The sequence below is a fragment of the Enterobacter cloacae complex sp. SHL018 genome (assembly GCF_049237905.1).
GTDB lineage: Bacteria > Pseudomonadota > Gammaproteobacteria > Enterobacterales > Enterobacteriaceae > Enterobacter > Enterobacter hormaechei_C.
This window is the reverse complement of record NZ_JBMKJE010000004.1, coordinates 108,400-127,951: the sequence shown is the minus strand read 5'-3', so window position 1 is coordinate 127,951 and position 19,552 is coordinate 108,400. Positions and strand designations below refer to the sequence as shown.

Annotated in this window: 17 protein-coding genes; 10 read left to right on the top strand and 7 right to left on the bottom strand. The window is 56.6% G+C overall.

From position 1 onward, the window contains the following. A complete protein-coding gene (locus tag ACOTY5_RS16220) occupies nucleotides 1–2,241 on the bottom strand; it encodes an EAL domain-containing protein (protein WP_421631974.1) in 2,241 nt (746 codons plus the stop codon). Nucleotides 2,242–2,609: 368 nt separating this feature from the next. Between ACOTY5_RS16220 and ACOTY5_RS16215 the strand changes: the two genes are divergently transcribed. From ACOTY5_RS16215 to ACOTY5_RS16205, 3 genes are all read left to right on the top strand, one after another. Then, a complete protein-coding gene (locus ACOTY5_RS16215; RefSeq protein WP_017383512.1) occupies nucleotides 2,610–2,780 on the top strand; it encodes a YfgG family protein in 171 nt (56 codons plus the stop codon). Between the two features lie 156 nt (nucleotides 2,781–2,936). Then, nucleotides 2,937–3,404, top strand: a complete 468-nt coding sequence (locus ACOTY5_RS16210; RefSeq protein ID WP_045142502.1) for a DUF6130 family protein — start codon at nucleotides 2,937–2,939, stop codon at nucleotides 3,402–3,404. 10 nt (nucleotides 3,405–3,414) lie between these two features. Beyond that, complete coding sequence (locus ACOTY5_RS16205) at nucleotides 3,415–4,161, top strand: alpha/beta fold hydrolase (RefSeq protein WP_017383514.1); 747 nt, start codon at nucleotides 3,415–3,417, stop codon at nucleotides 4,159–4,161. Between the two features lie 129 nt (nucleotides 4,162–4,290). Here the strand turns inward: ACOTY5_RS16205 and ACOTY5_RS16200 are convergent, their stop codons facing one another. Then, nucleotides 4,291–5,127 carry a MipA/OmpV family protein gene (locus ACOTY5_RS16200; RefSeq protein WP_045142501.1) on the bottom strand — a complete coding sequence of 279 codons (837 nt, stop codon included), beginning with the start codon at nucleotides 5,125–5,127 and terminating at the stop codon, nucleotides 4,291–4,293. 203 nt (nucleotides 5,128–5,330) lie between these two features. On the opposite strand from ACOTY5_RS16200, the gene ACOTY5_RS16195 reads away from it, so the two are divergent. The 3 genes from ACOTY5_RS16195 to ACOTY5_RS16185 all read left to right on the top strand — a co-directional run bounded on the left by ACOTY5_RS16195 (nucleotide 5,331) and on the right by ACOTY5_RS16185 (nucleotide 8,043). Further along, nucleotides 5,331–6,008 carry a response regulator gene (locus ACOTY5_RS16195; protein WP_017383516.1) on the top strand — a complete coding sequence of 226 codons (678 nt, stop codon included), beginning with the start codon at nucleotides 5,331–5,333 and terminating at the stop codon, nucleotides 6,006–6,008. Further along, complete coding sequence (locus tag ACOTY5_RS16190; RefSeq protein ID WP_045142500.1) at nucleotides 6,008–7,396, top strand: sensor histidine kinase; 1,389 nt, start codon at nucleotides 6,008–6,010, stop codon at nucleotides 7,394–7,396. The genes ACOTY5_RS16195 and ACOTY5_RS16190 overlap by 1 nt, the downstream gene beginning before the upstream one ends. 167 nt (nucleotides 7,397–7,563) lie before the next feature. Next, nucleotides 7,564–8,043, top strand: coding sequence for an RrF2 family transcriptional regulator (locus tag ACOTY5_RS16185; protein WP_003860591.1), 480 nt, complete (start codon nucleotides 7,564–7,566; stop codon nucleotides 8,041–8,043). A gap of 66 nt (nucleotides 8,044–8,109) precedes the next feature. Here ACOTY5_RS16185 and oqxB read toward each other — a convergent pair whose 3' ends face one another. Together oqxB and ACOTY5_RS16175 are read right to left on the bottom strand one after the other, a co-directional pair. Next, nucleotides 8,110–11,262, bottom strand: a complete 3,153-nt coding sequence (gene oqxB / locus ACOTY5_RS16180) for a multidrug efflux RND transporter permease subunit OqxB (protein WP_017692935.1) — start codon at nucleotides 11,260–11,262, stop codon at nucleotides 8,110–8,112. A 23-nt stretch (nucleotides 11,263–11,285) separates the two neighbouring features. After that, entirely contained in the window at nucleotides 11,286–12,461 is a 1,176-nt protein-coding gene (locus tag ACOTY5_RS16175; RefSeq protein ID WP_023295135.1) for an efflux RND transporter periplasmic adaptor subunit, read from the bottom strand. 337 nt (nucleotides 12,462–12,798) lie between these two features. On the opposite strand from ACOTY5_RS16175, the gene ACOTY5_RS16170 reads away from it, so the two are divergent. Beyond that, nucleotides 12,799–13,152: a helix-turn-helix domain-containing protein gene (locus ACOTY5_RS16170; protein WP_045142499.1), complete on the top strand. Its 354-nt coding sequence runs from the start codon at nucleotides 12,799–12,801 to the stop codon at nucleotides 13,150–13,152. 101 nt (nucleotides 13,153–13,253) lie between these two features. Here the strand turns inward: ACOTY5_RS16170 and guaA are convergent, their stop codons facing one another. Next, entirely contained in the window at nucleotides 13,254–14,831 is a 1,578-nt protein-coding gene (gene guaA, locus ACOTY5_RS16165) for a glutamine-hydrolyzing GMP synthase (protein ID WP_006811514.1), read from the bottom strand. A gap of 67 nt (nucleotides 14,832–14,898) precedes the next feature. Further along, nucleotides 14,899–16,365 carry an IMP dehydrogenase gene (gene guaB, locus ACOTY5_RS16160; protein ID WP_003860601.1) on the bottom strand — a complete coding sequence of 489 codons (1,467 nt, stop codon included), beginning with the start codon at nucleotides 16,363–16,365 and terminating at the stop codon, nucleotides 14,899–14,901. A 159-nt stretch (nucleotides 16,366–16,524) separates the two neighbouring features. Here guaB and xseA point away from each other — a divergent pair, with 159 nt between their 5' ends. The 3 genes from xseA to ACOTY5_RS16145 are packed head-to-tail and all read left to right on the top strand — an operon-like array spanning nucleotide 16,525 to nucleotide 19,327. Then, complete coding sequence (gene xseA / locus ACOTY5_RS16155) at nucleotides 16,525–17,898, top strand: exodeoxyribonuclease VII large subunit (protein WP_062934017.1); 1,374 nt, start codon at nucleotides 16,525–16,527, stop codon at nucleotides 17,896–17,898. Between the two features lie 58 nt (nucleotides 17,899–17,956). Continuing rightward, nucleotides 17,957–18,976 carry a M4 family metallopeptidase gene (locus ACOTY5_RS16150; RefSeq protein ID WP_045142497.1) on the top strand — a complete coding sequence of 340 codons (1,020 nt, stop codon included), beginning with the start codon at nucleotides 17,957–17,959 and terminating at the stop codon, nucleotides 18,974–18,976. Continuing rightward, entirely contained in the window at nucleotides 18,977–19,327 is a 351-nt protein-coding gene (locus ACOTY5_RS16145) for a protealysin inhibitor emfourin (RefSeq protein WP_006811517.1), read from the top strand. Here ACOTY5_RS16145 and ACOTY5_RS16140 read toward each other — a convergent pair. Beyond that, nucleotides 19,324–19,545, bottom strand: a complete 222-nt coding sequence (locus tag ACOTY5_RS16140) for a zinc ribbon domain-containing protein (RefSeq protein ID WP_015572176.1) — start codon at nucleotides 19,543–19,545, stop codon at nucleotides 19,324–19,326. The two genes, ACOTY5_RS16145 and ACOTY5_RS16140, sit on opposite strands and share 4 nt — an antisense overlap. Nucleotides 19,546–19,552: the final 7 nt, after the last annotated feature.

The window sequence follows — 19,552 nt, the reverse complement described above, 5'->3', positions numbered from 1 at the left end:
TCAGGCGCTCTCCTGAGAAGGCTGCGTGTTGAGCAACGTATCAAGCTCAGTCGGCAACCCAATCAAATAGCCCTGCACATAATCGATACCTAGCGCGTGCACCGCGCTACGTATCTCTTCCGTTTCCACATATTCCGCCACCACCAGCATTTTCTTCATCCGGGCCAGATGGCAAATGGAAGCCACAATCTGGTAATCCAGGCTGTTGCTGACAATATTGCGAATAAAACCGCCATCGATTTTGAGAATGTCTGCGTCCACGCTTTTTAACCGCGCATAGCTGGCGTAGCCCGTGCCAAAATCATCAATGGCGATCCGGATGCCCATTTTTTGTAATTTCCTGAGGGTCGACGCCGCCAGATCCGCATGACCAAAGGCGCTGCTTTCGGTCACTTCAAAGATCAGCTGCCACGCTTCAACGGCGTATTTGGCTAACAGGCGGCTCACTTCAAGCGGGAACTGCGCCCTGTAGGCGGTAGAAGGTGCGAGGTTGATCGCAAAGCGCTGGCCCGGCAAACGCTGGCGGTGCTGTGCCAGAAAACTCAACGTACGCTCCAGTACCCATAAATCAACACGCGACGATAAACCAAACTCCTGTGCAATGGGCAGGAACTGCTCGGGAAAGATCAGTGCCCCGTTATCATCACGCATTCGCAGCAGCACCTCGTGATAACAATCACCGCGCAGCCCGCGAACAGGCTGAACCAGCAGGGTAAAAGCGTCCTGCTCCAGCGCGGCCTGCAAACGACCCATCATCGCGACCTTATCTTTCAGGCTACGCTGCAAATGAACAGCCCCGCGCTGCTGAAGATTTTCCGGGTGGTTGGTAGAAAGGGAGAGATCGGCCACGATGCCCAGTTCCCCCAGCACCAGATAGAGATGATTGACGGGTGAGCGTACATAGCAATAGCTCACGCCGACCTGAGGCTGTACCGGCATACCATCCCAGATAAAAACAAACTGCTTGATATGCTCGTCCAGCGTTTCAATGCGCTGTTGATGCGACTCCGCCTCCAGACGCACCGCCATGTCATACCCGGTGAGGTGATAGACTCGCTCATTGGGCTGAAGGGTGCCGTTTATCCATTGCGCCAGCTGCTGTTTATACTGGATCCGCAGCATCACGCCGTAATTGCGTCCCAGCACCTCCAGCTCGGGCACGCGCAGTAAACAGAGCGCTGACCACGGATGACTGGCCAGCTCGCGCGACAGCGCCCGCAGGTTGGGCATATGCACCACCGGATCGAGAAAAGCCTGACTGCGGGAGCGAATATTGATGGCCCGCTGGCGTGTCGCCAGCATCGACATGTACGTCACAACGAAGGAAAAGACCAGATAGCTGGATGAGGTGATCGCCAGCTGAATGCCATAACCCTCTTGCACCGGAATGTAGTGATAAAAAAAGTGAATCGACACCAGCAGGACCGGCGTCCAGATGAGTGACATCAGCTTGTAGCCAAAGCGCATCGCCCCCCAGAGCATCACGGGCATCAGCAGGGACAAGGTGTAGTTGGTACTGAAAATGGAACTGTTTGCATTCATAGGCAGCAGCAGCATGACCAGCAACCCGCCCAGGGCTAAAAACCACACCACAAACTCAAAGGCCGTCACCTTTTTGTCTATTTGCGCGCGGAGCTGGGACATCAGTCCCTTGATATAGCGCGGATTACGTATCAGGCGGATCAGCAGGTAGCTTAGCGGCACGCCCGTCAGCCCGCTCACCAGCAGCCCCTGATAGTTAATAAGGGTCCGAATATTGAGGGGATTCAGTCCTGCGAGGCTCTGGCGGCTCTCATAGACGCCGAGATAGACCGCAAACTGAAACAGCAGCAGAAATAGCGTTGCCGGGCAAAACACCTGCCAGAAAATACGCTGCCCCATCAGGCGTATGTCACCGTAAGCGGTCATATTGCGCCGGGGCGCAAACACGCGATAACCGCCCCAACTGAGCACCAGAGGAACGATAAAATGCAGAATGCCGGCCATGGCTTCAAATAACCCAACGGAGGGGTAATAACGTAAAAACAGCGACACCACCACCCCGGGGAGGGCTTCCAGGCCAAAGAATAACATCAGCGTCAGCAAAAAGGAGAGCGGGAGATAATAGAGCGCAACGATACCGTCGCCCAACTGCGTTAAGGTATTAGCCACACTAAGCACCGGGAGTAACACGACGGGTAAAATAAGAGGAAGTGCCCACCAGCGGTCTTTATTTTGCTTCAGGATGTGGTGAATATTCATAGATGCTCGTTTACAACCCTTGCGCTCCAGAGGGTAAATGAAGACAGGCATCCAACCTGACGTACACGTTGCCTGGAAAATTCCTGGCAAGCACAGTGGAGGAGGGATTTTAAATATCAACGACGGGATGCGGTTGACCTAAATCAAATTAATTTATCTGAATAAACCTTTCTTACGTTTTTTTTGAATATTTTTCCTGTAATTATCAATGCGATAAATAAAAGCGTTGTTTTTAATAACATAAATTAATGTAAGCATTGACGCTATTTTACATTTCGCCGAATTGACCCTGACTTGCGGCTGTGCCTTAATAGCCGTATCGCCCAAAAGGGTATACTCAGGAAAAGAAAGTGAGTCAGGCTACGCGTATGCGAAAACGACATCGATTTAACACCCGGATGACCCGCATCATACTGCTTATCAGTTTCCTGTTTTTCTTTGGCCGCTTTGTTTATTCCTCCATTGGCGCCTGGTATCACCATCAGGACAAAATTCAGTCGCAGCAATCAGGTCTTGTGGTGGATTCGCCCGAGCGCTAAAGCGTGTTCGCTCCCGGAAGACAAACTGTATCGCACTGTATCCCGAGCGCTACGCTGACAAACCGGTACAAAACGCCCGCAAAAGCAAACATCCCCGATACATAAAAATGGTCTTCTGTATCCCTCGCCATAATAAACTGATGAGGAGAGACACAGATGATTCGTCGATATTTCCTGCTTCCTGTATTCGCGCTGACGTCCTTTGCTGGCGCAATGGCCGCACCGTTGGATGGTCTGAGCGCCGCTGATGTCAACGGTCCAGCCGCCGTCGCCCCGCCTGAACACCCCCAGCCGCCAGCAAAACTGATTGTCGATCCGCCGCTGGCGGGACCGCTAAGTAAAGGTGCGGTCTTTATTCAGTACCGTGTCGAAAACCTGCGCATTGAACCTGTATTTGGACCCGACGCGCTGAAAGTCACTCCGCGTATCGGCCATATTCACGTTGTGGTGGATGACGCGCCCTGGCACTGGGCTGATACCAGCGGCGAGCCGGTGATCCTGGTCGGGCTGCCCGCAGGAAAGCACAAGGTGACGATCGTCGTTGCCGACCCGACGCATAAACCCATCGACCATAAAACCGTTGAATTCACCGTGCCGCCACACGCCGCGATCCATCACTTTTAAGGAGCCTGTTATGAAAGCATTGTCTGTATTAACAGCGATGGTGCTGGCGGTTTCCACCAGCGCGCTGGCAGAGACGAAAGCCAGCGTGGTGCTGGTGCACGGGGCGTTTGCCGACGGCAGCAGCTGGAATAAGGTGATTACCCGGCTGCAAAAACACCATACCGAGGTCATTGCGGTACAACTTCCGCTCACGTCTCTGAAAGATGATGTCGCCGCCACGCAGCGTGCTATCGCCCGGGCTCATGGGGATGTGGTGCTGGTCGGTCACTCCTGGGGCGGGACGGTAATCAGCGAGGCGGGAAACAATGCCCGCGTGAAGTCACTGGTTTACGTTGCCGCTTTTGCGCCGGATTCCGGCCAGTCGACGGCAGATCTGGCAAATAGCTACCCTGCTCCGCCAGGGACCGCCAGCCTCGCTAAAACCACAGAGGGGTATTTATATCTGCCGACAAAAGCGGTCAGCGAGAATTTTGCCCCTGACGTGAAGGACGTTGAGCGCAGCGTGATTGCCACGACGCAGGGCCCCATTAAGGCCGATGCGTTTGGGGAGAAAATCGCGCATGCCGCCTGGCATGACAAACCGAGCTGGTATGTGGTCAGCAAAAATGACCGGATGATCAATCCTGAGCTAGAGCGCGCAATGGCGAAGAAAATCAACGCCAACACCACGGAGGTAGCGGCAAGCCATGTATCGATGGTCAGCCAGCCGGACGTCATTACCCGTACGATTGAACAGGCGTTATCGGGTCAACAGTGATAAAAAAGCCCGCATGATGAACGGTCCGACTTCGGGCCACGCCATCCTGCGGGCTTTATGCACTTCCGGCTCCTGCAACGGGGTTATGTGCGGTTTTGTCACAAACGCACCTTCCCCCTCGCTGAACCATCAGAAGCTGTACGTCACCTTCAAACTTCCCACAGGAGACGTTTTTCGCTGAACAATGGGGCTATCGCCAGCCTCTCCCGTCAGCTGCGTAACGCCAGCTGCGGCAAGCAGGCTCCAGCGGGAGGTAAGCTTATGGGTCCAGTCCAGGTTCAGCGAATACGCATATATTCCCGATCCGGCATCGTGTCGGGCAAAACCCGATGCGGCCGACTGGGCGGCATTCACCCCGTAGTAGGTTTGCACATACTTACTGGATCCCCAGCTACCGGTCAGCGCCAGCGTTAACGCATTTTTCGGAGATGTATAGAGCGGGCTGGCAATGCCGAAATGCACAGCTTCACCATTGTCTCTCTCAGAAACCGGGACCTCTGCCTGCAACTGCACGGTCAGCCAGTCAGTCACCCTGTATCCCAGCCCTGGCACAACGATAGCTGAGCCTTTAATGTCACCCATTCCTCGCAGGTCGTCGCTGCCGGAGGCGATCGAATCGCTGCTTACGTCGCGATCCTTACGTCCTGCGCGATAGCTCAGCGCTGCGTTGTAGTCCAGGTTACCAAAGCTGTTGCCGTAGCCGATCCCCCGCGTGGTGCTGACAAAAAAACCATTGGCCATCGCGTAATCAACCACCTGAGCCGCAGAGACCCGGCTCTTGTCCGAACCGGAATAGCGTGGCGCAACATCCACGCCGCCTCCCAGGGTTAACACGTTGCCCTGAGGCTGATCTGCCGCCAGGGTCGGGGTAGCCAGTAACGCCAGGACGGCCCCCGGCAAGATGCTTTTCATGCTGCGACCGATGCGTGAACGGGGGAAACTATTACGCAGTGTGATGTTTCTCATTAAAGAAGCCCTTTGGATTCAGATGATTGCGATACAAGCGGTGTTAAACGCCAGAGCGCTCATTCTGAATACTCACCCTAAGGTTCTTATGAGCCGTAAATGAAGAAATGCTGAAGCACGTGAAGGTTCTGTAAACCCTGAAGAATTCCTGTTACCGTTTTTTCTTCAGTTGTTCTTCATGCACTGTTGATACAGTTACCAATGTGAAAATTCTACTAATTGAAGACGACCTGGATCTCGGCAATGGCGTGCGTATCGCCCTTGCAGATCAAGGATTTGATGTCATATGGGTACGCCGCAAAGAGGATGCGCTGCATCAGCTTGGGATCTGCGTGCCGGAACTTATTTTGCTCGACCTGGGGCTGCCCGATGGCGATGGCATGAGCCTGATGACGCGCCTGCGTCAACAGCTTAAGGGCGTCCCCGTCATCATCCTGACGGCGCGAGGCACGCTACAGGACCGCCTGTGCGGGCTGGATGCAGGTGCAGACGATTATCTGGTCAAACCTTTTGTTCTCGCCGAACTGCTGGCGCGCGTGAGAGCCCTTGCGCGGCGCAGTTACGGTTTTGAAAATGAGGCAATAGAAATTCGCGGTTTGTCGCTTCATATTCCGACGCGTCGCGTAACGGTGAGCGCACGCCACGTTGAGCTGACGGCAAGCGAATATGCGCTGCTTGAAACGTTAATGCTGCGCGCCGATCGCGTGCTTACGCGACGGTATCTGGAAGAAAGGATATTTGGCACGAAAGAAAACCTCAGCAACGCGCTTGACGTGCATATGGGTAACCTGCGGCGAAAAATTGGCGATGGTTTTGTGCGAACGGTAAGAGGCGTTGGGTATGTCATTGATACCGTACCCGTTCAGAAGGCGGCAGGTTGATGCGTAATTTTTGGCACCACCTCCGGCTTCCCACGCTGGTCAGGCGAATGCTGGTCGCCCAGATGCTGCTGCTTACGTTGCTCTGGTGTCTCTTTTTAACCTTCATTTTGCTGGAAGACCTGCGTAGCCCTCCCATACTGACGGGCAGTGAGACTTACGAAACCCTGTTTTCCCTGGTAGAGAGCATGGACGATCGCCCGCAGGCGCGTGATGCCGTGCTGGCAGCGTTCAGCAAGGCGCTGCGGGAGGGGTACGGCGGCGGCGAAGATCCGGAGCTGTCCATCAACCTCATTGTTCGCAAGAATAACGAGATTATTTTTTCTTCGGATGGTGCGCCGACGGGGGTAAAAAATAGCCGTCTGGGGGTCATGCAGCATGTCCAGAGTGAGGACCATACATGGACGAGCCGTACCCTCAAATCCGCGCACTCCGACGTGGAAGTCACCCTTTTTACCCCTGCCGGTAGCTGGAATTTCTTTATCTATCTGAACTCGCGCGGCTACTACGTCATGCCGCTGATGATATGCATCCCTTTTCTTCTGTTCCCCGCGTGGCTGTCCATCCGCATCGCGATGCGCCCCTGGAACAAGGTGGTGAATGAAATTTCATTGCGCACGCCGGACGATCTCTCGCCTTTAAAAGCCGTCCCCAGACACAGGGAGCTTCGCCAGACAGTCGACGCGATTAATGACTTTCTGGCCAGGGTGCGGGAAAGCGCCGAAAGGGAAAGAATGTTTATTGCCGATGCCGCACACGAACTGCGTACGCCTCTGGCCGCGATGCGGATCAACGTCGAGGCGTTGCAGTCCTGGGTCATCAGCGAAAGCCAGCAGGAGCTGCTTGCGGGCATTGTTCGCAGCAATAGCCGTGCTGCGCGTCTCGTCAATCAGCTTCTGCTGATGATGCACAGCGAAGCGCACATCAGCACGGTGATGTCGCCTGTGCCACTGACGACGCTTATTCAGGAGCGAATGGCTGCCCTGGAACCGCTGGCGTCCGGGCGCAGAATTGAGTTTGAATTCATCGCCGATGATGAAATCCATATCACAGGCATTCGGGAACGTCTGGTATCGCTGATCGACAATTTAATTGAGAATGCCGTGAAGTACAGCCCTGAGGGTGGACGCATTGAGGTACAACTGCAATCGCGTGATAAGTCCGCTCAGCTGCGCGTCTCAGACGCGGGTCCCGGCATTCCGGTTGAATTGCGGGAGCGTGTGTTCGACAGGTTCTTCCGCGATCCTAATCAGACCCAAAGCGGGAGTGGACTGGGGCTTGCTATCGTTAAAGCCGTTACGCAGCAACACAACGGCAGGGTCAATCTGAGTAAGTCAGCCGAAGGCGGTCTTATGGTGACCGTTGATTTCCCGAATCCGGCGTTCGCATGAACGTAAACGCGGCGCTACACGTCCTGACATGTGTCAGCGCAGCGTTACTTCACGTATGCCGCAGATTGCTTCATTAAAATTACCGTATTTGTTATATTGTTACTTACTGATTATTCACCTCTGCGGTGCCAAAAAGAACAAGATTCACCGCAACCCAGGACAGAAAAATGTTAGATTACCGCTTCCCGACAGCTTTGCAGATGGTTCTCAGCGTAGCGATGGCGGAGCAATCGGGTGAACGTTCGACGAGTGCAATCCTGGCTTACGGCCTGGAAGCGAATCCGAGCTTTATCCGCAAATTAATGGTTCCTCTCGCCCGCGACGGCATTATCGTCTCCACGCTTGGCCGCAACGGCTCTATTCACCTTGGCCGCCCGGCGGAAGAGATTACCCTGCGTGATATCTACCTTTCCGTCACTGAAGATAAAAAGCTGTGGGCGTCCCGTCCTGACGTCCCGGCCCGCTGCGTGGTCAGCGCCAACGCCTGCTGGTACTTCAAATCAATCGCTGATGAAGCGGAGCAGGCTTCGTTAGCGGTTTTAGCGCGCCATACCGTCGCCAGCGCGCTGGAAGAGGTGAAAAAAGCCGATACCAGCGGGTGCGATCCGGTGCCGGAACTCTGCACACAGCATAAAAAAGCGCCCTAATCCTGACAGACTGCGAAAAAAAAGCCGCCTTCATTGTGAAAGCGGCTTTTTGCTATCTGCTACGTCCTACGCAGGCAACACCTCTCTTTCCGCTTTACCGCGCGTCACGAACTTACGCAGCGTCACGTAAAAGACCGGCGTCAGGAACAGACCAAACAGCGTCACGCCCAGCATCCCGGCGAACACGGTGATCCCGGTGACGCCGCGCACTTCTGCCCCTGCCCCGTGACCAAGGATCAGTGGAATGGTCCCGGCAATAAAGGCGATAGAGGTCATTACAATCGGGCGTAAACGCAGGCGGCACGCTTCCAGCGCGGCCTCCATAATGCCTTTGCCCTGAATTTCCAGCTCGCGGGCAAACTCCACGATAAGAATCGCGTTTTTACAGGCCAGCCCCATCAGTACCACCAGCCCTACCTGCACGAAGACGTTGTTATCGCCCCCGGTCAGCCAGACGCCGAACAGCGCGGAGAGCATCGTCATCGGCACGATGAGGATCACCGCCAGCGGCAGCGTCCAGCTTTCATACAGCGCCGCCAGCACCAGGAACGCCAGCAGCACCGCGACCGGGAAGACGATCAGCGCCGTGTTGCCCTGGGTGGCCTGCTGGAAGCTCAGGTCCGTCCATTCAATATTCATCCCGTTCGGCAGGATCTGCTTAGACATACCGTCCAGCTGCGTCATCGCCTGCGCGGAAGAGAGCACGCGCGGGTCGGCATCGCCAATCAGATCCGCCGCCGGGTAGCCGTTGTAGCGGATCACCGGGTCCGGACCGTAGGTGGTCGTGATTTTCACCATACTGCCAATCGGCACCATTTCACCCTGGCTATTACGGGTGCGTAAATTCGCGATATCTTCCACGCTGTCGCGGAACTGCCCGTCGGCCTGTGCCATTACGCGCCAGGTGCGACCGAACTGGTTGAAGTCATTCACATAAGACGAGCCCAGATAGGTTTGCAGCGTCCCGAAGAGATCGGTGAGCGACACGCCCTGCGCTTTCGCCTTATCACGGTCAACCTGTACATCCAGCTGCGGAACGTTTGCCTGGTAGGTTGAGATAGGGAAATGCATCCCCGGCGTCTGCATAATCGCCCCGGACATGGTGTTCACCGCGTTTTGCAGCGCGCCATAGCCCAGACCAGCACGATCCTGAATGTACAGCGAATAGCCCGATCCCTGGCCCAGACCTAAAATCGGCGGCGGCAGAATCGAGAAGCCAAAGCCCTGCTGGATTTGCGCGATTTTCGCGTTGATCTCCGCGTTTATTTCCGCCGCAGTATGTTTACGCTGGTCGAAAGGCTTCAGGCCAAAGAAGACCGTCCCGGTGTTCGGCGTATTGGTGAACTGGAGCGCATTCAGGCCAGGAAACGCGACCGCATAATCCACGCCTTCGGTATTCATCCCGATTTCGCTCATTTTGCGGATCACCGCATCGGTGCGCGCCAGCGACGAGCCTTCCGGCATTTTCACGCCGCCGATCAGGTACAGCTTATCCTGCGTCGGAATAAACCCGCCGGGAACGGCTTTAAACATCACGCCCGCAGCGCAAAGCAGCAGCAAATAAACCACGAACACTGCCCCGCGTCGGCCGAGCGTTTTGCCCACTAGCCCCTGATAGCCAGTCGAGCTGCGGTGGAAAAAGCGGTTAAACGGACGGAAAATCCAGCCGAACAGACGATCGATAAGCCGGGTCGGGAAATCTTTCGGGGCGCCATGCGGCTTCAACAGCAGCGCGGCCAGCGCTGGCGAGAGCGTCAGCGAGTTGATCGCGGAAATCACCGTGGAAATGGCTATCGTTACCGCAAACTGCTTGTAGAACTGACCGGTCACGCCGGAGAGGAACGCCATCGGAACGAATACCGCACACAGCACCAGCGCAATGGCAATAATCGGTCCGGACACTTCACGCATCGCCTGATGCGCTGCCGCAAGTGGGGCGAGCCCCTCTTCGATATTTCGTTCGACGTTTTCCACCACCACGATGGCATCGTCCACCACGATACCAATCGCCAGCACCAGCCCGAACAGGCTCAGAGTATTCAGCGAAAAGCCCAGCAGGTAGAGAATACTGAACGTGCCCACTACCGATACCGGCACCGCAATCAGCGGGATTATCGACGCGCGCCAGGTTTGGAGGAACAGGATCACCACCAGCACGACCAGCACCACCGCTTCCAGCAGCGTTTGCACCACAGCGCGGATCGAGTCGCGTACAAACACCGTCGGGTCGTAAGGCGCCGCCCATTTCATATCGTCCGGGAATCGTGTGGACAGTTCGTCCATTTTGGCGCGTACCGCGTTAGACAGATCGATGGCGTTTGCCCCCGGCGACTGGAAGATACCAATCCCGACCGCGTCTTTATTGTTCAACTGGGAGCGCAGCGCGTAGCTGCCGGACCCCATCTCGACACGCGCCACGTCGCGCAGTCGGACGACCGTACCATCCTGCGTGGTTTTCAGGACAATGTTGCCGAACTCGTCTTCGGTATGCAGGCGGCCCTGGGCGTTAATGGAGATCAGGAAATCGCTCTCTTTCGGCAGCGGCTCGGCGCCAAGCTGCCCGGCGGACACCTGCACGTTCTGCTCCTGCATCGCCGTGACCACGTCCGAAGCGGTCAGCCCGCGGGCCGCGACCTTGTTCGGGTCCAGCCAGACGCGCATCGCGTATTCACCCGAGCCGAAAATCTGAATCTGCCCCACGCCGGGCAGACGCGCCAGCTCGTCCTTCACCTTCAGCGTGGCGTAGTTACGCATATACAGTGAATCGTACTTACCGCCAGGCGAAAACAGATGCACCACCAGCGTCAGCGTTGGCGACTGTTTCTGAGTCGTGATGCCCAGACGCCGCACGTCTTCCGGCAGACGCGCTTCGGCCTGCGCGACGCGGTTTTGCACCTGAACCTGCGCCTGATCCGGGTCGGTGCCCGGACGGAAGGTGACGGTAGTCACCAGCACGCCGTCGGAACCCGCGACGGATTTCATGTACATCATGTTCTCAACGCCGTTGATCGCCTCTTCCAGCGGCGTTGCCACGGTCTCGGCAATCACTTTCGGGTTGGCGCCCGGGTACTCGGCGCGCACCTGCACGCTTGGCGGCACGACGTCAGGGTATTCGCTCACCGGCAGCAGCGGGATGGCGATTAATCCTGTGATAAAAATCAGAATCGACAGTACGGCGGCAAAAATCGGCCTGTCGATGAAAAAACGGGAAAAGTCCATGGATTGGATTCTCAGGTAAGGGATCAGTTGAGGGCGGCGCTGGCGGTCATGGCAACGGTTTTCGCGTTAACCGGCATACCCGGCATAAACACTTTTTGTAAACCATCGACGATGACTTTATCCCCGGGATTCAGCCCCTGCTGTACGATACGTAAACCGTCGGCCAGACGCCCGGGCGTAATGTCGCGGCGCTGCGCTTTCCCGTCTTTATCCACGATATAGACATATTTACGATCCTGATCGGTCAGCACCGCCTTATCGTCAACAAGCGTGGCTTTAAATTCCGCACTGCCCGGCAGACGCACGCGGGCAAAGAGTCCAGGCGTGAACTGACGCTGTGAGTTATCCAGCAGCGCGCGCATGCGGATCGTTCCGGTACCCGGCGTGAGCTGGTTATCCAGGAAATCCACTTTGCCCTGATGGGGATAGCCCTCCTCGCCCGTCAGGCCAATCTCCACCGGCAGCGCCGCATGATCGCCGGACACCCGCTGCCCGCTGCGGGCCAGGTTCTGATAGTGAAGGTAGGTTGACTCGTCCACGTCGAAGTAGACATAAACCGTTTTCTGCGAGACCAGGGTGGTGAGCACGCTGGCGCTGTCGCCCGCCGTCACCAGGTTACCGCTGGTGATCAGCGCCCGGCTGGCGCGACCGTCGATAGGCGCGGTCACTTTGGTGAAGTCGAGGTTAAGTTGCGCAGCGTCTACCGCCGCCTGCGCGGCGCGAATATCGGCCTGCGCCTGGGTAGCGGCGGAACGGCGCTGCTCCCACTCTTCGCGGGACACCACGTTGGTATTGACTAATTTATCGGTACGGTTAGCCTCGCTTCGCGCCAGACTGGCCTGCGTTTTGGCTCTCGCCAGGTTCGCCTGCGCCTGTTCCAGCGCGGCGCGATAGGTTCGGTCATCAATCGTGAACAGCACCTCGCCCTTTTTCACCTCCTGGCCGTCGGTGTAATTCACTTTCTCAATGTAGCCGGAGACGCGCGGACGCAGCTGAACGCTTTCCACCGCTTCAATGCGACCGTTAAAGCTGTCCCACTGGCTAATGGATTTCACCACCACGTCAGCAGCGCTGACAACGGGCGCTTGCGGCGCGGCATTTTGCGCGACGCTGTCATCGCACCCGACGAGAAGCGCGGAGAGTAAAACCACCCCCATCGCGCTCAGATGAAAGTTACCCCAGGTTTTTTGCAGGCTCATTATTTTTATTCCGGTTATTGTAGCCGCCGGGCAAGACGCAGCGGGAGGCGCCGCGCCACTTCCTTTGTCCGGTAGCTGGCTGAAGGCCATTTGTGTCGTTCATCGCCACAAAACTGTAACAGTTGCGAATACACTATCGCGGCGATTGTAGGAAGGCGCTTAATTAAGTGCAAGAATAATTGTTGCACTTTATGTGCTATTTGCGGCGAAGATAAATCACGCGTTTTGAGAAGGGATTTAAATGCAACAATAAAACTTGCAATTAATGTAAAAACGGGTCACCTTTAAGTGCAACAAACAAAGATGCTTTTTAATGCGCGGCGTAGGGGGAAGCAAAATGTACACGGGTGCATTCATTCACGATTTACTCGACTGGATCGACAATAACCTCGATACCCGTCTGGACATTGAAACCGTCTCCAGGCGAGCCGGCTATTCGAAATGGCACCTCCAGCGGCTTTTCAAAGAGCATACCGGCTCCCCTCTCGCCGAATATATTCGCGCGCAAAAGCTGCAAAAATCGGTTGAGCGCCTGGCCCACAGCGATGAACCGATTCTGAACGTGGCGATCGCGCTGGGCTTTGACTCTCAGCAGTCCTTCAACCGCAGCTTTAAGCGTCAGTATGGTCAGGCACCCGGCGCATGGCGACGCAGTATCGGCTGCCGTGAATCGCGGCAGATGAGCCAGTAGTTCACCGCCGGGCCGGATATCGGCCAAAAAGAAAAACCCTCTGTAAACAGAGGGTTTTATCAGTCTTACCTGCTTATAACTTCGCAGGAAAGGTTATGGGCTTACTCCCACTCGATCGTCGCCGGTGGCTTACCGCTGATGTCATACACCACGCGGGAAATACCGTTCACTTCGTTGATGATGCGGTTAGACACGCGGCCTAAGAAGTCATACGGCAGGTGCGCCCAGTGCGCGGTCATGAAGTCGATGGTTTCCACCGCACGCAGGGAGACAACCCAGTCGTACTTGCGGCCATCGCCCATTACGCCGACGGAGCGAACCGGCAGGAATACGGTGAACGCCTGGCTCACTTTGTTGTACAGGTCAGCTTTGTGCAGTTCTTCGATGAAGATAGCGTCCGCGCGACGCAGCAGGTCGCAGTACTCTTTCTTCACTTCGCCCAGCACGCGCACGCCCAGACCCGGACCCGGGAACGGGTGACGGTAGAGCATGTCGTACGGCAGACCCAGTTCCAGACCGATCTTACGCACTTCGTCTTTGAACAGCTCGCGCAGCGGTTCAACCAGGCCCATCTTCATCTCTTTCGGCAGGCCGCCCACGTTGTGGTGAGATTTGATGACGTGCGCTTTACCGGTGGCGGAGGCCGCAGACTCGATCACGTCAGGGTAGATGGTGCCCTGCGCCAGCCATTTCACATCTTCCAGCTTCAGTGCTTCTTCGTCGAACACTTCCACGAACACGCGACCGATGATTTTACGTTTCGCTTCCGGATCGTTCTCGCCTTTCAGCGCGTCCAGGAAGCGCTGCTCGCCTTCCACGTGAACGATGTTCAGACCGAAGTGGTCACCGAACATGTCCATTACCTGCTGGGCTTCGTTCAGACGCAGCAGACCATTGTCCACGAAGACGCAGGTCAGGTTTTTGCCGATGGCGCGGTGCAGCAGCATCGCGGTCACGGAGGAGTCCACACCGCCGGAGAGGCCGAGGATCACTTTGTCATCACCAACCTGCTGGCGGATACGCTCCACGGCATCGTCGATGATTTTTGCCGGGGTCCACAGGGCTTCACACTGGCAGATGTCACGCACGAAGCGCTCCAGCATGCGCATACCCTGACGGGTGTGGGTCACTTCCGGGTGGAACTGAACGCCGTAGAAGCGTTTTTCTTCGTTCGCCATGATGGCGAACGGGCAGCTTTCAGTGCTGGCAACGGTCACGAAGTCGGACGGGATAGCGGTGACTTTGTCGCCGTGGCTCATCCACACGTCCAGCAGCGGTTTGCCGTCTGCGGTCAGGGAGTCTTCGATACCGCGCACCAGCGCGCTGTCGGTGACGACTTCAACCTGTGCGTAGCCGAACTCACGCTCGTTAGAGCCTTCTACGTGGCCGCCCAGCTGCATCGCCATGGTCTGCATGCCGTAGCAAACGCCGAACACCGGTACGCCCGCTTCGAACACGTACTGCGGCGCACGCGGGCTGTTCTCTTCGGTAGTGCTTTCCGGGCCGCCGGACAGGATGATGCCGCTTGGATTGAACTCGCGAATCTGTGCTTCCGTGACATCCCACGCCCACAGCTCACAGTAAACGCCCAGTTCACGCACGCGGCGCGCCACCAGCTGAGTGTACTGAGAACCAAAGTCCAGGATGAGAATGCGATGTTTATGAATGTTTTCCGTCATTGACGCTAATTCCGAGGCAAGTGAAACAAAACAAAGCGCCCGGCATTGAGCCGGGCGCGGAAATTTATCAGGAGCCCAGACGGTAGTTCGGGGACTCTTTGGTGATCGTCACGTCGTGAACGTGGCTCTCCTGGATACCCGCACCGCTGATGCGTACGAATTCCGCTTTGGTACGCAGCAGGTCAATGGTACCACAGCCGGTCAGCCCCATACAGGAGCGCAGGCCGCCCATCTGCTGGTGAATGATCTCTTTCAGGCGGCCTTTATACGCCACACGGCCTTCGATACCTTCCGGCACCAGTTTGTCTGCGGCGTTATCGGTCTGGAAGTAACGGTCAGAGGAACCTTTAGACATCGCGCCCAGGGAGCCCATACCGCGGTAGGATTTATAAGAACGCCCCTGGTAGAGTTCGATTTCACCCGGGGATTCTTCGGTACCGGCCAGCATGGAGCCCACCATCACGGCTGCGGCACCTGCGGCGATCGCTTTGGCGATGTCGCCAGAGAAACGGATACCGCCGTCCGCGATGACCGGAATACCGGTACCTTCCAGCGCTTCAACCGCGTCAGAAACCGCCGTGATCTGCGGCACGCCTACGCCGGTGACGATACGGGTGGTACAGATAGAGCCAGGACCGATACCCACTTTCACCGCGCTGCAACCCGCTTCCGCCAGCGCGCGAGCGCCTGCGCCGGTTGCTACGTTACCGCCGATGATCTGGAGATCCGGGTATTTAGCACGGGTTTCACGAATACGTTGCAGAACGCCTTCGGAGTGGCCGTGGGAGGAGTCAATCAGCAGCACGTCAACGCCCGCAGCAACCAGCGCATCAACGCGCTCTTCGTTACCCGCACCTGCGCCAACCGCAGCACCGACGCGCAGACGGCCATGCTCGTCTTTACAGGCGTTCGGTTTACGTTCTGCTTTCTGGAAATCTTTAACGGTGATCATGCCGCGCAGGTGGAAGTTCGCGTCCACTACCAGCGCTTTCTCAACACGTTTTTCGTGCATTTTCGCCAGCACCACGTCGCGGGTTTCGCCTTCACGCACGGTCACCAGACGCTCTTTTGGCGTCATGTAGACGCTGACAGGCTGGTTCAGGTCAGTCACGAAACGCACGTCACGACCGGTAATGATACCCACCAGTTCGTTGTCTTCAGTGACTACCGGATAGCCTGCAAAGCCATTACGCTCGGTCAGGGCTTTCACTTCGTGCAGCGTGGTGGTTGGCAGAACGGTCTGAGGATCGGACACGATACCGGATTCATGCTTCTTCACGCGGCGAACTTCTTCCGCCTGACGCTCGATAGACATGTTTTTGTGGATAAAGCCAATGCCGCCTTCCTGTGCCAGGGCGATAGCCAGACGCGCTTCAGTCACGGTGTCCATTGCTGCGGAGAGCATAGGAATGTTCAGACGAATGGTTTTCGTCAACTGCGTGCTGAGGTCGGCAGTATTCGGCAGAACGGTGGAGTGAGCGGGAACGAGGAGGACGTCGTCAAACGTCAGTGCTTCTTTAGCGATACGTAGCATGGGCAATATCTCTGACCTGGGTGGTTAAATATTGCCGTGGCATTATACAGAGCGTAACCGATTGCATCCACACTTTTTTGAAAAAAATGCTTGCGCTCACCTCTCAGCAGGTTACTATCGACTGAATAACTTGCTGATTTAGAATTTGATCCCGCTCACATGTTATCCTCTCAATCCCCCTCAATTTATACTGTCAGCCGCCTTAATCAGACGGTACGTTTGCTGCTTGAGCAGGAAATGGGACAGGTCTGGATCAGCGGTGAAATCTCTAACTTCACGCAGCCTGCTTCCGGTCACTGGTACTTTACGCTGAAAGACGACACCGCTCAGGTGCGCTGCGCGATGTTCCGCAACAGCAACCGTCGCGTGACGTTCCGTCCTCAGCATGGCCAGCAGGTTCTGGTTCGCGCCAACATTACCCTGTATGAGCCGCGCGGCGATTATCAGATTATCGTCGAGAGCATGCAGCCCGCGGGCGAAGGCTTGCTGCAACAGAAGTACGAGCAGCTCAAAGCCATGCTTTCGGCTGAGGGATTGTTCGACCAGCAGTTTAAAAAGCCCCTGCCCTCACCCGCTCACTGCGTTGGGGTCATTACCTCGAAAACCGGTGCGGCCCTGCACGATATTTTGCACGTCCTGAAGCGCCGTGACCCTTCCCTGCCCGTCATTATTTACCCAACTGCCGTTCAGGGTGACGATGCGCCGGGGCAGATCGTGCGCGCGATTGAACTGGCAAATGCCCGTCAGGAGTGTGATGTCCTGATCGTCGGGCGCGGCGGCGGCTCGCTGGAAGACCTTTGGAGCTTTAACGACGAGCGCGTGGCGCGGGCAATCTTTGCCAGCCTTATCCCGGTGGTAAGCGCCGTCGGCCATGAAACGGATGTGACGATAGCGGATTTTGTCGCGGATTTACGCGCGCCCACGCCGTCCGCAGCGGCAGAGGTAGTCAGCCGTAACCAGCAGGAGCTGCTGCGTCAGATCCAGAACGGGCAGCAGCGCCTGGAGATGGCGATGGACTACTTCCTCGCCAACCGTACCCGCCGCTTTACCCAGCTTCACCATCGTCTGCAACAGCAGCATCCGCAATTGCGTCTGGCGCGTCAGCAAACCGTGCTGGAACGTCTGCGTCAGCGGATGAACTTCGCGCTGGATAACCAGCTTAAGCGGGCGGTATCTCGCCAGCAGCGCGTCACGCAGCGTCTGAACCAGCAAAACCCGCAGCCGAAGATTTATCGCGCACAAACGCGTATCCAGCAGCTTGAGTTCCGCCTCGCGGAAAATACCCGCTCACGCCTGAGCACCACGCGCGAGCGTTTCGGCAATGCGGTCACCCATCTGGAAGCCGTCAGCCCGCTCTCCACGCTGGCTCGCGGCTATAGTGTGACCACCGCGACGGACGGCAAAGTGCTGAAACAAACGAAACAGGTTAAAGCCGGGGATGTGCTCACCACCCGGCTTTCTGACGGCTGGGTCGAGAGTGAGGTGAAAGAGATCAAACCGGTGAAAAAAACGCGCCAGCGTAAAAGCGGATAAATCTTCGCCGGTTACAAACTATACTGCTGCTATTGCCTTTTTTAATAAGGAGAGCAGCATGCCCCATTTTCATAGCGTCATCCCTCCGTATATTCTTCGCCGTATTATCGAAAGCGGTTCTGAGCCGCAGCAGCGCTGCGCCCGTCAGACCTTAACCCACGTCCAGACGCTGATGGCCCATATGCCGGGCAAACCCGCCGCGCCGCATGTGAATAAAGCCGGTCAGCTTGAGCGTGACATCTACGATGCGAAACAGACCCAGGAGCTGCCGGGTAGCCAGGTGCGCTATGAAGGCCAGCCCTCCAACGGCGATGTGGCGGTGGATGAAGCGTACGATTATCTGGGTATCACCCATGATTTCTTCTGGAAAGAATATCAGCGCGATTCACTCGATAACAAAGGACTGATCCTCACCGGCACCGTGCATTATGGTCGGGAATATCAGAACGCCTTCTGGAACGGCCAGCAGATGGTCTTTGGCGACGGTGACGGAGAAATCTTCAACCGCTTCACCATTGCCATCGACGTGGTGGCGCATGAGCTGAGCCACGGCGTGACCGAGACCGAAGCCGGACTGATCTATTTTGAACAGTCGGGCGCGCTGAACGAGTCGTTATCCGACGTGTTTGGCTCGCTGGTGAAGCAGTATCATCTGAAGCAAACCGCCGATAAAGCAGACTGGCTGATTGGTGAAGGGCTGCTGGCAGCGGGGATTAACGGCAAAGGGCTACGTTCCATGTCTGAACCCGGTACCGCCTACGACGATCCGCTGCTCGGCAAAGACCCGCAGCCCGCGCACATGAAAGATTTCATCAAAACGCGCGAGGATAACGGCGGCGTGCATCTTAACTCCGGCATCCCCAACCGCGCGTTTTACCTGGCCGCAACGGCGATCGGTGGCTACGCCTGGGAAAAAGCGGGTTATGCCTGGTACGACACGGTTTGCGATCGCAACCTGGCGCAGGATGCGGATTTTGACGCTTTCGCAAAACTGACGATCGCGCACGGCGAGAAACGATCCGGTAGCGACGTTGGGGCGGCTATAAAGCAAGCCTGGGAACAGGTAGGAGTGCTGTAAATGCAGGTTCCGGAATTGACGGATGACGCCGTGGTTGAGCTGGCCCGGGAAGGCGGCGTCGCCTTTATCCCTAAGCTGAGCGGCCAGCGCACCATTGCGCTCTCCTCGCTTAATGAGGCCCAGCGCCAGCGCCTGGTGAGCATTCTTGAGCAGGCTTTCCCGCGCGGCCAGCCGCCCGGGCAAGCCTCTTCCCCCGGCAGCGGTGACCAGCGCTATTTCCGCATCCAGATTATCTGGACCGGCCAAAATCAGGCGCACTACGCCGATATCATCGTGCTGGTACCCGAGCAGGAAGCACCCGAGTCGCTGGTGGAACTGTGGCAGAAAGGTGAAGGCTGCGTGTGCGATTAACCTTCGGCCCGAACAAACTCCACGCGTTTTTTAGAGATAAGACCGTGGCCGTTCTGGCAAAAATAGTCCACCGCACCACAGGCTTTTAGTACCTGGAGTGGCTGATGACACTCCGGGCAGCGGGCTTCGAGCGCGATATCTTTATTACAACTTTCGCAGTGCGCTACCCCGTTCAGGGGCTCCAGCGGTGTCTGGCAATCCGGGCAGGTAATCGTCATGGTGACT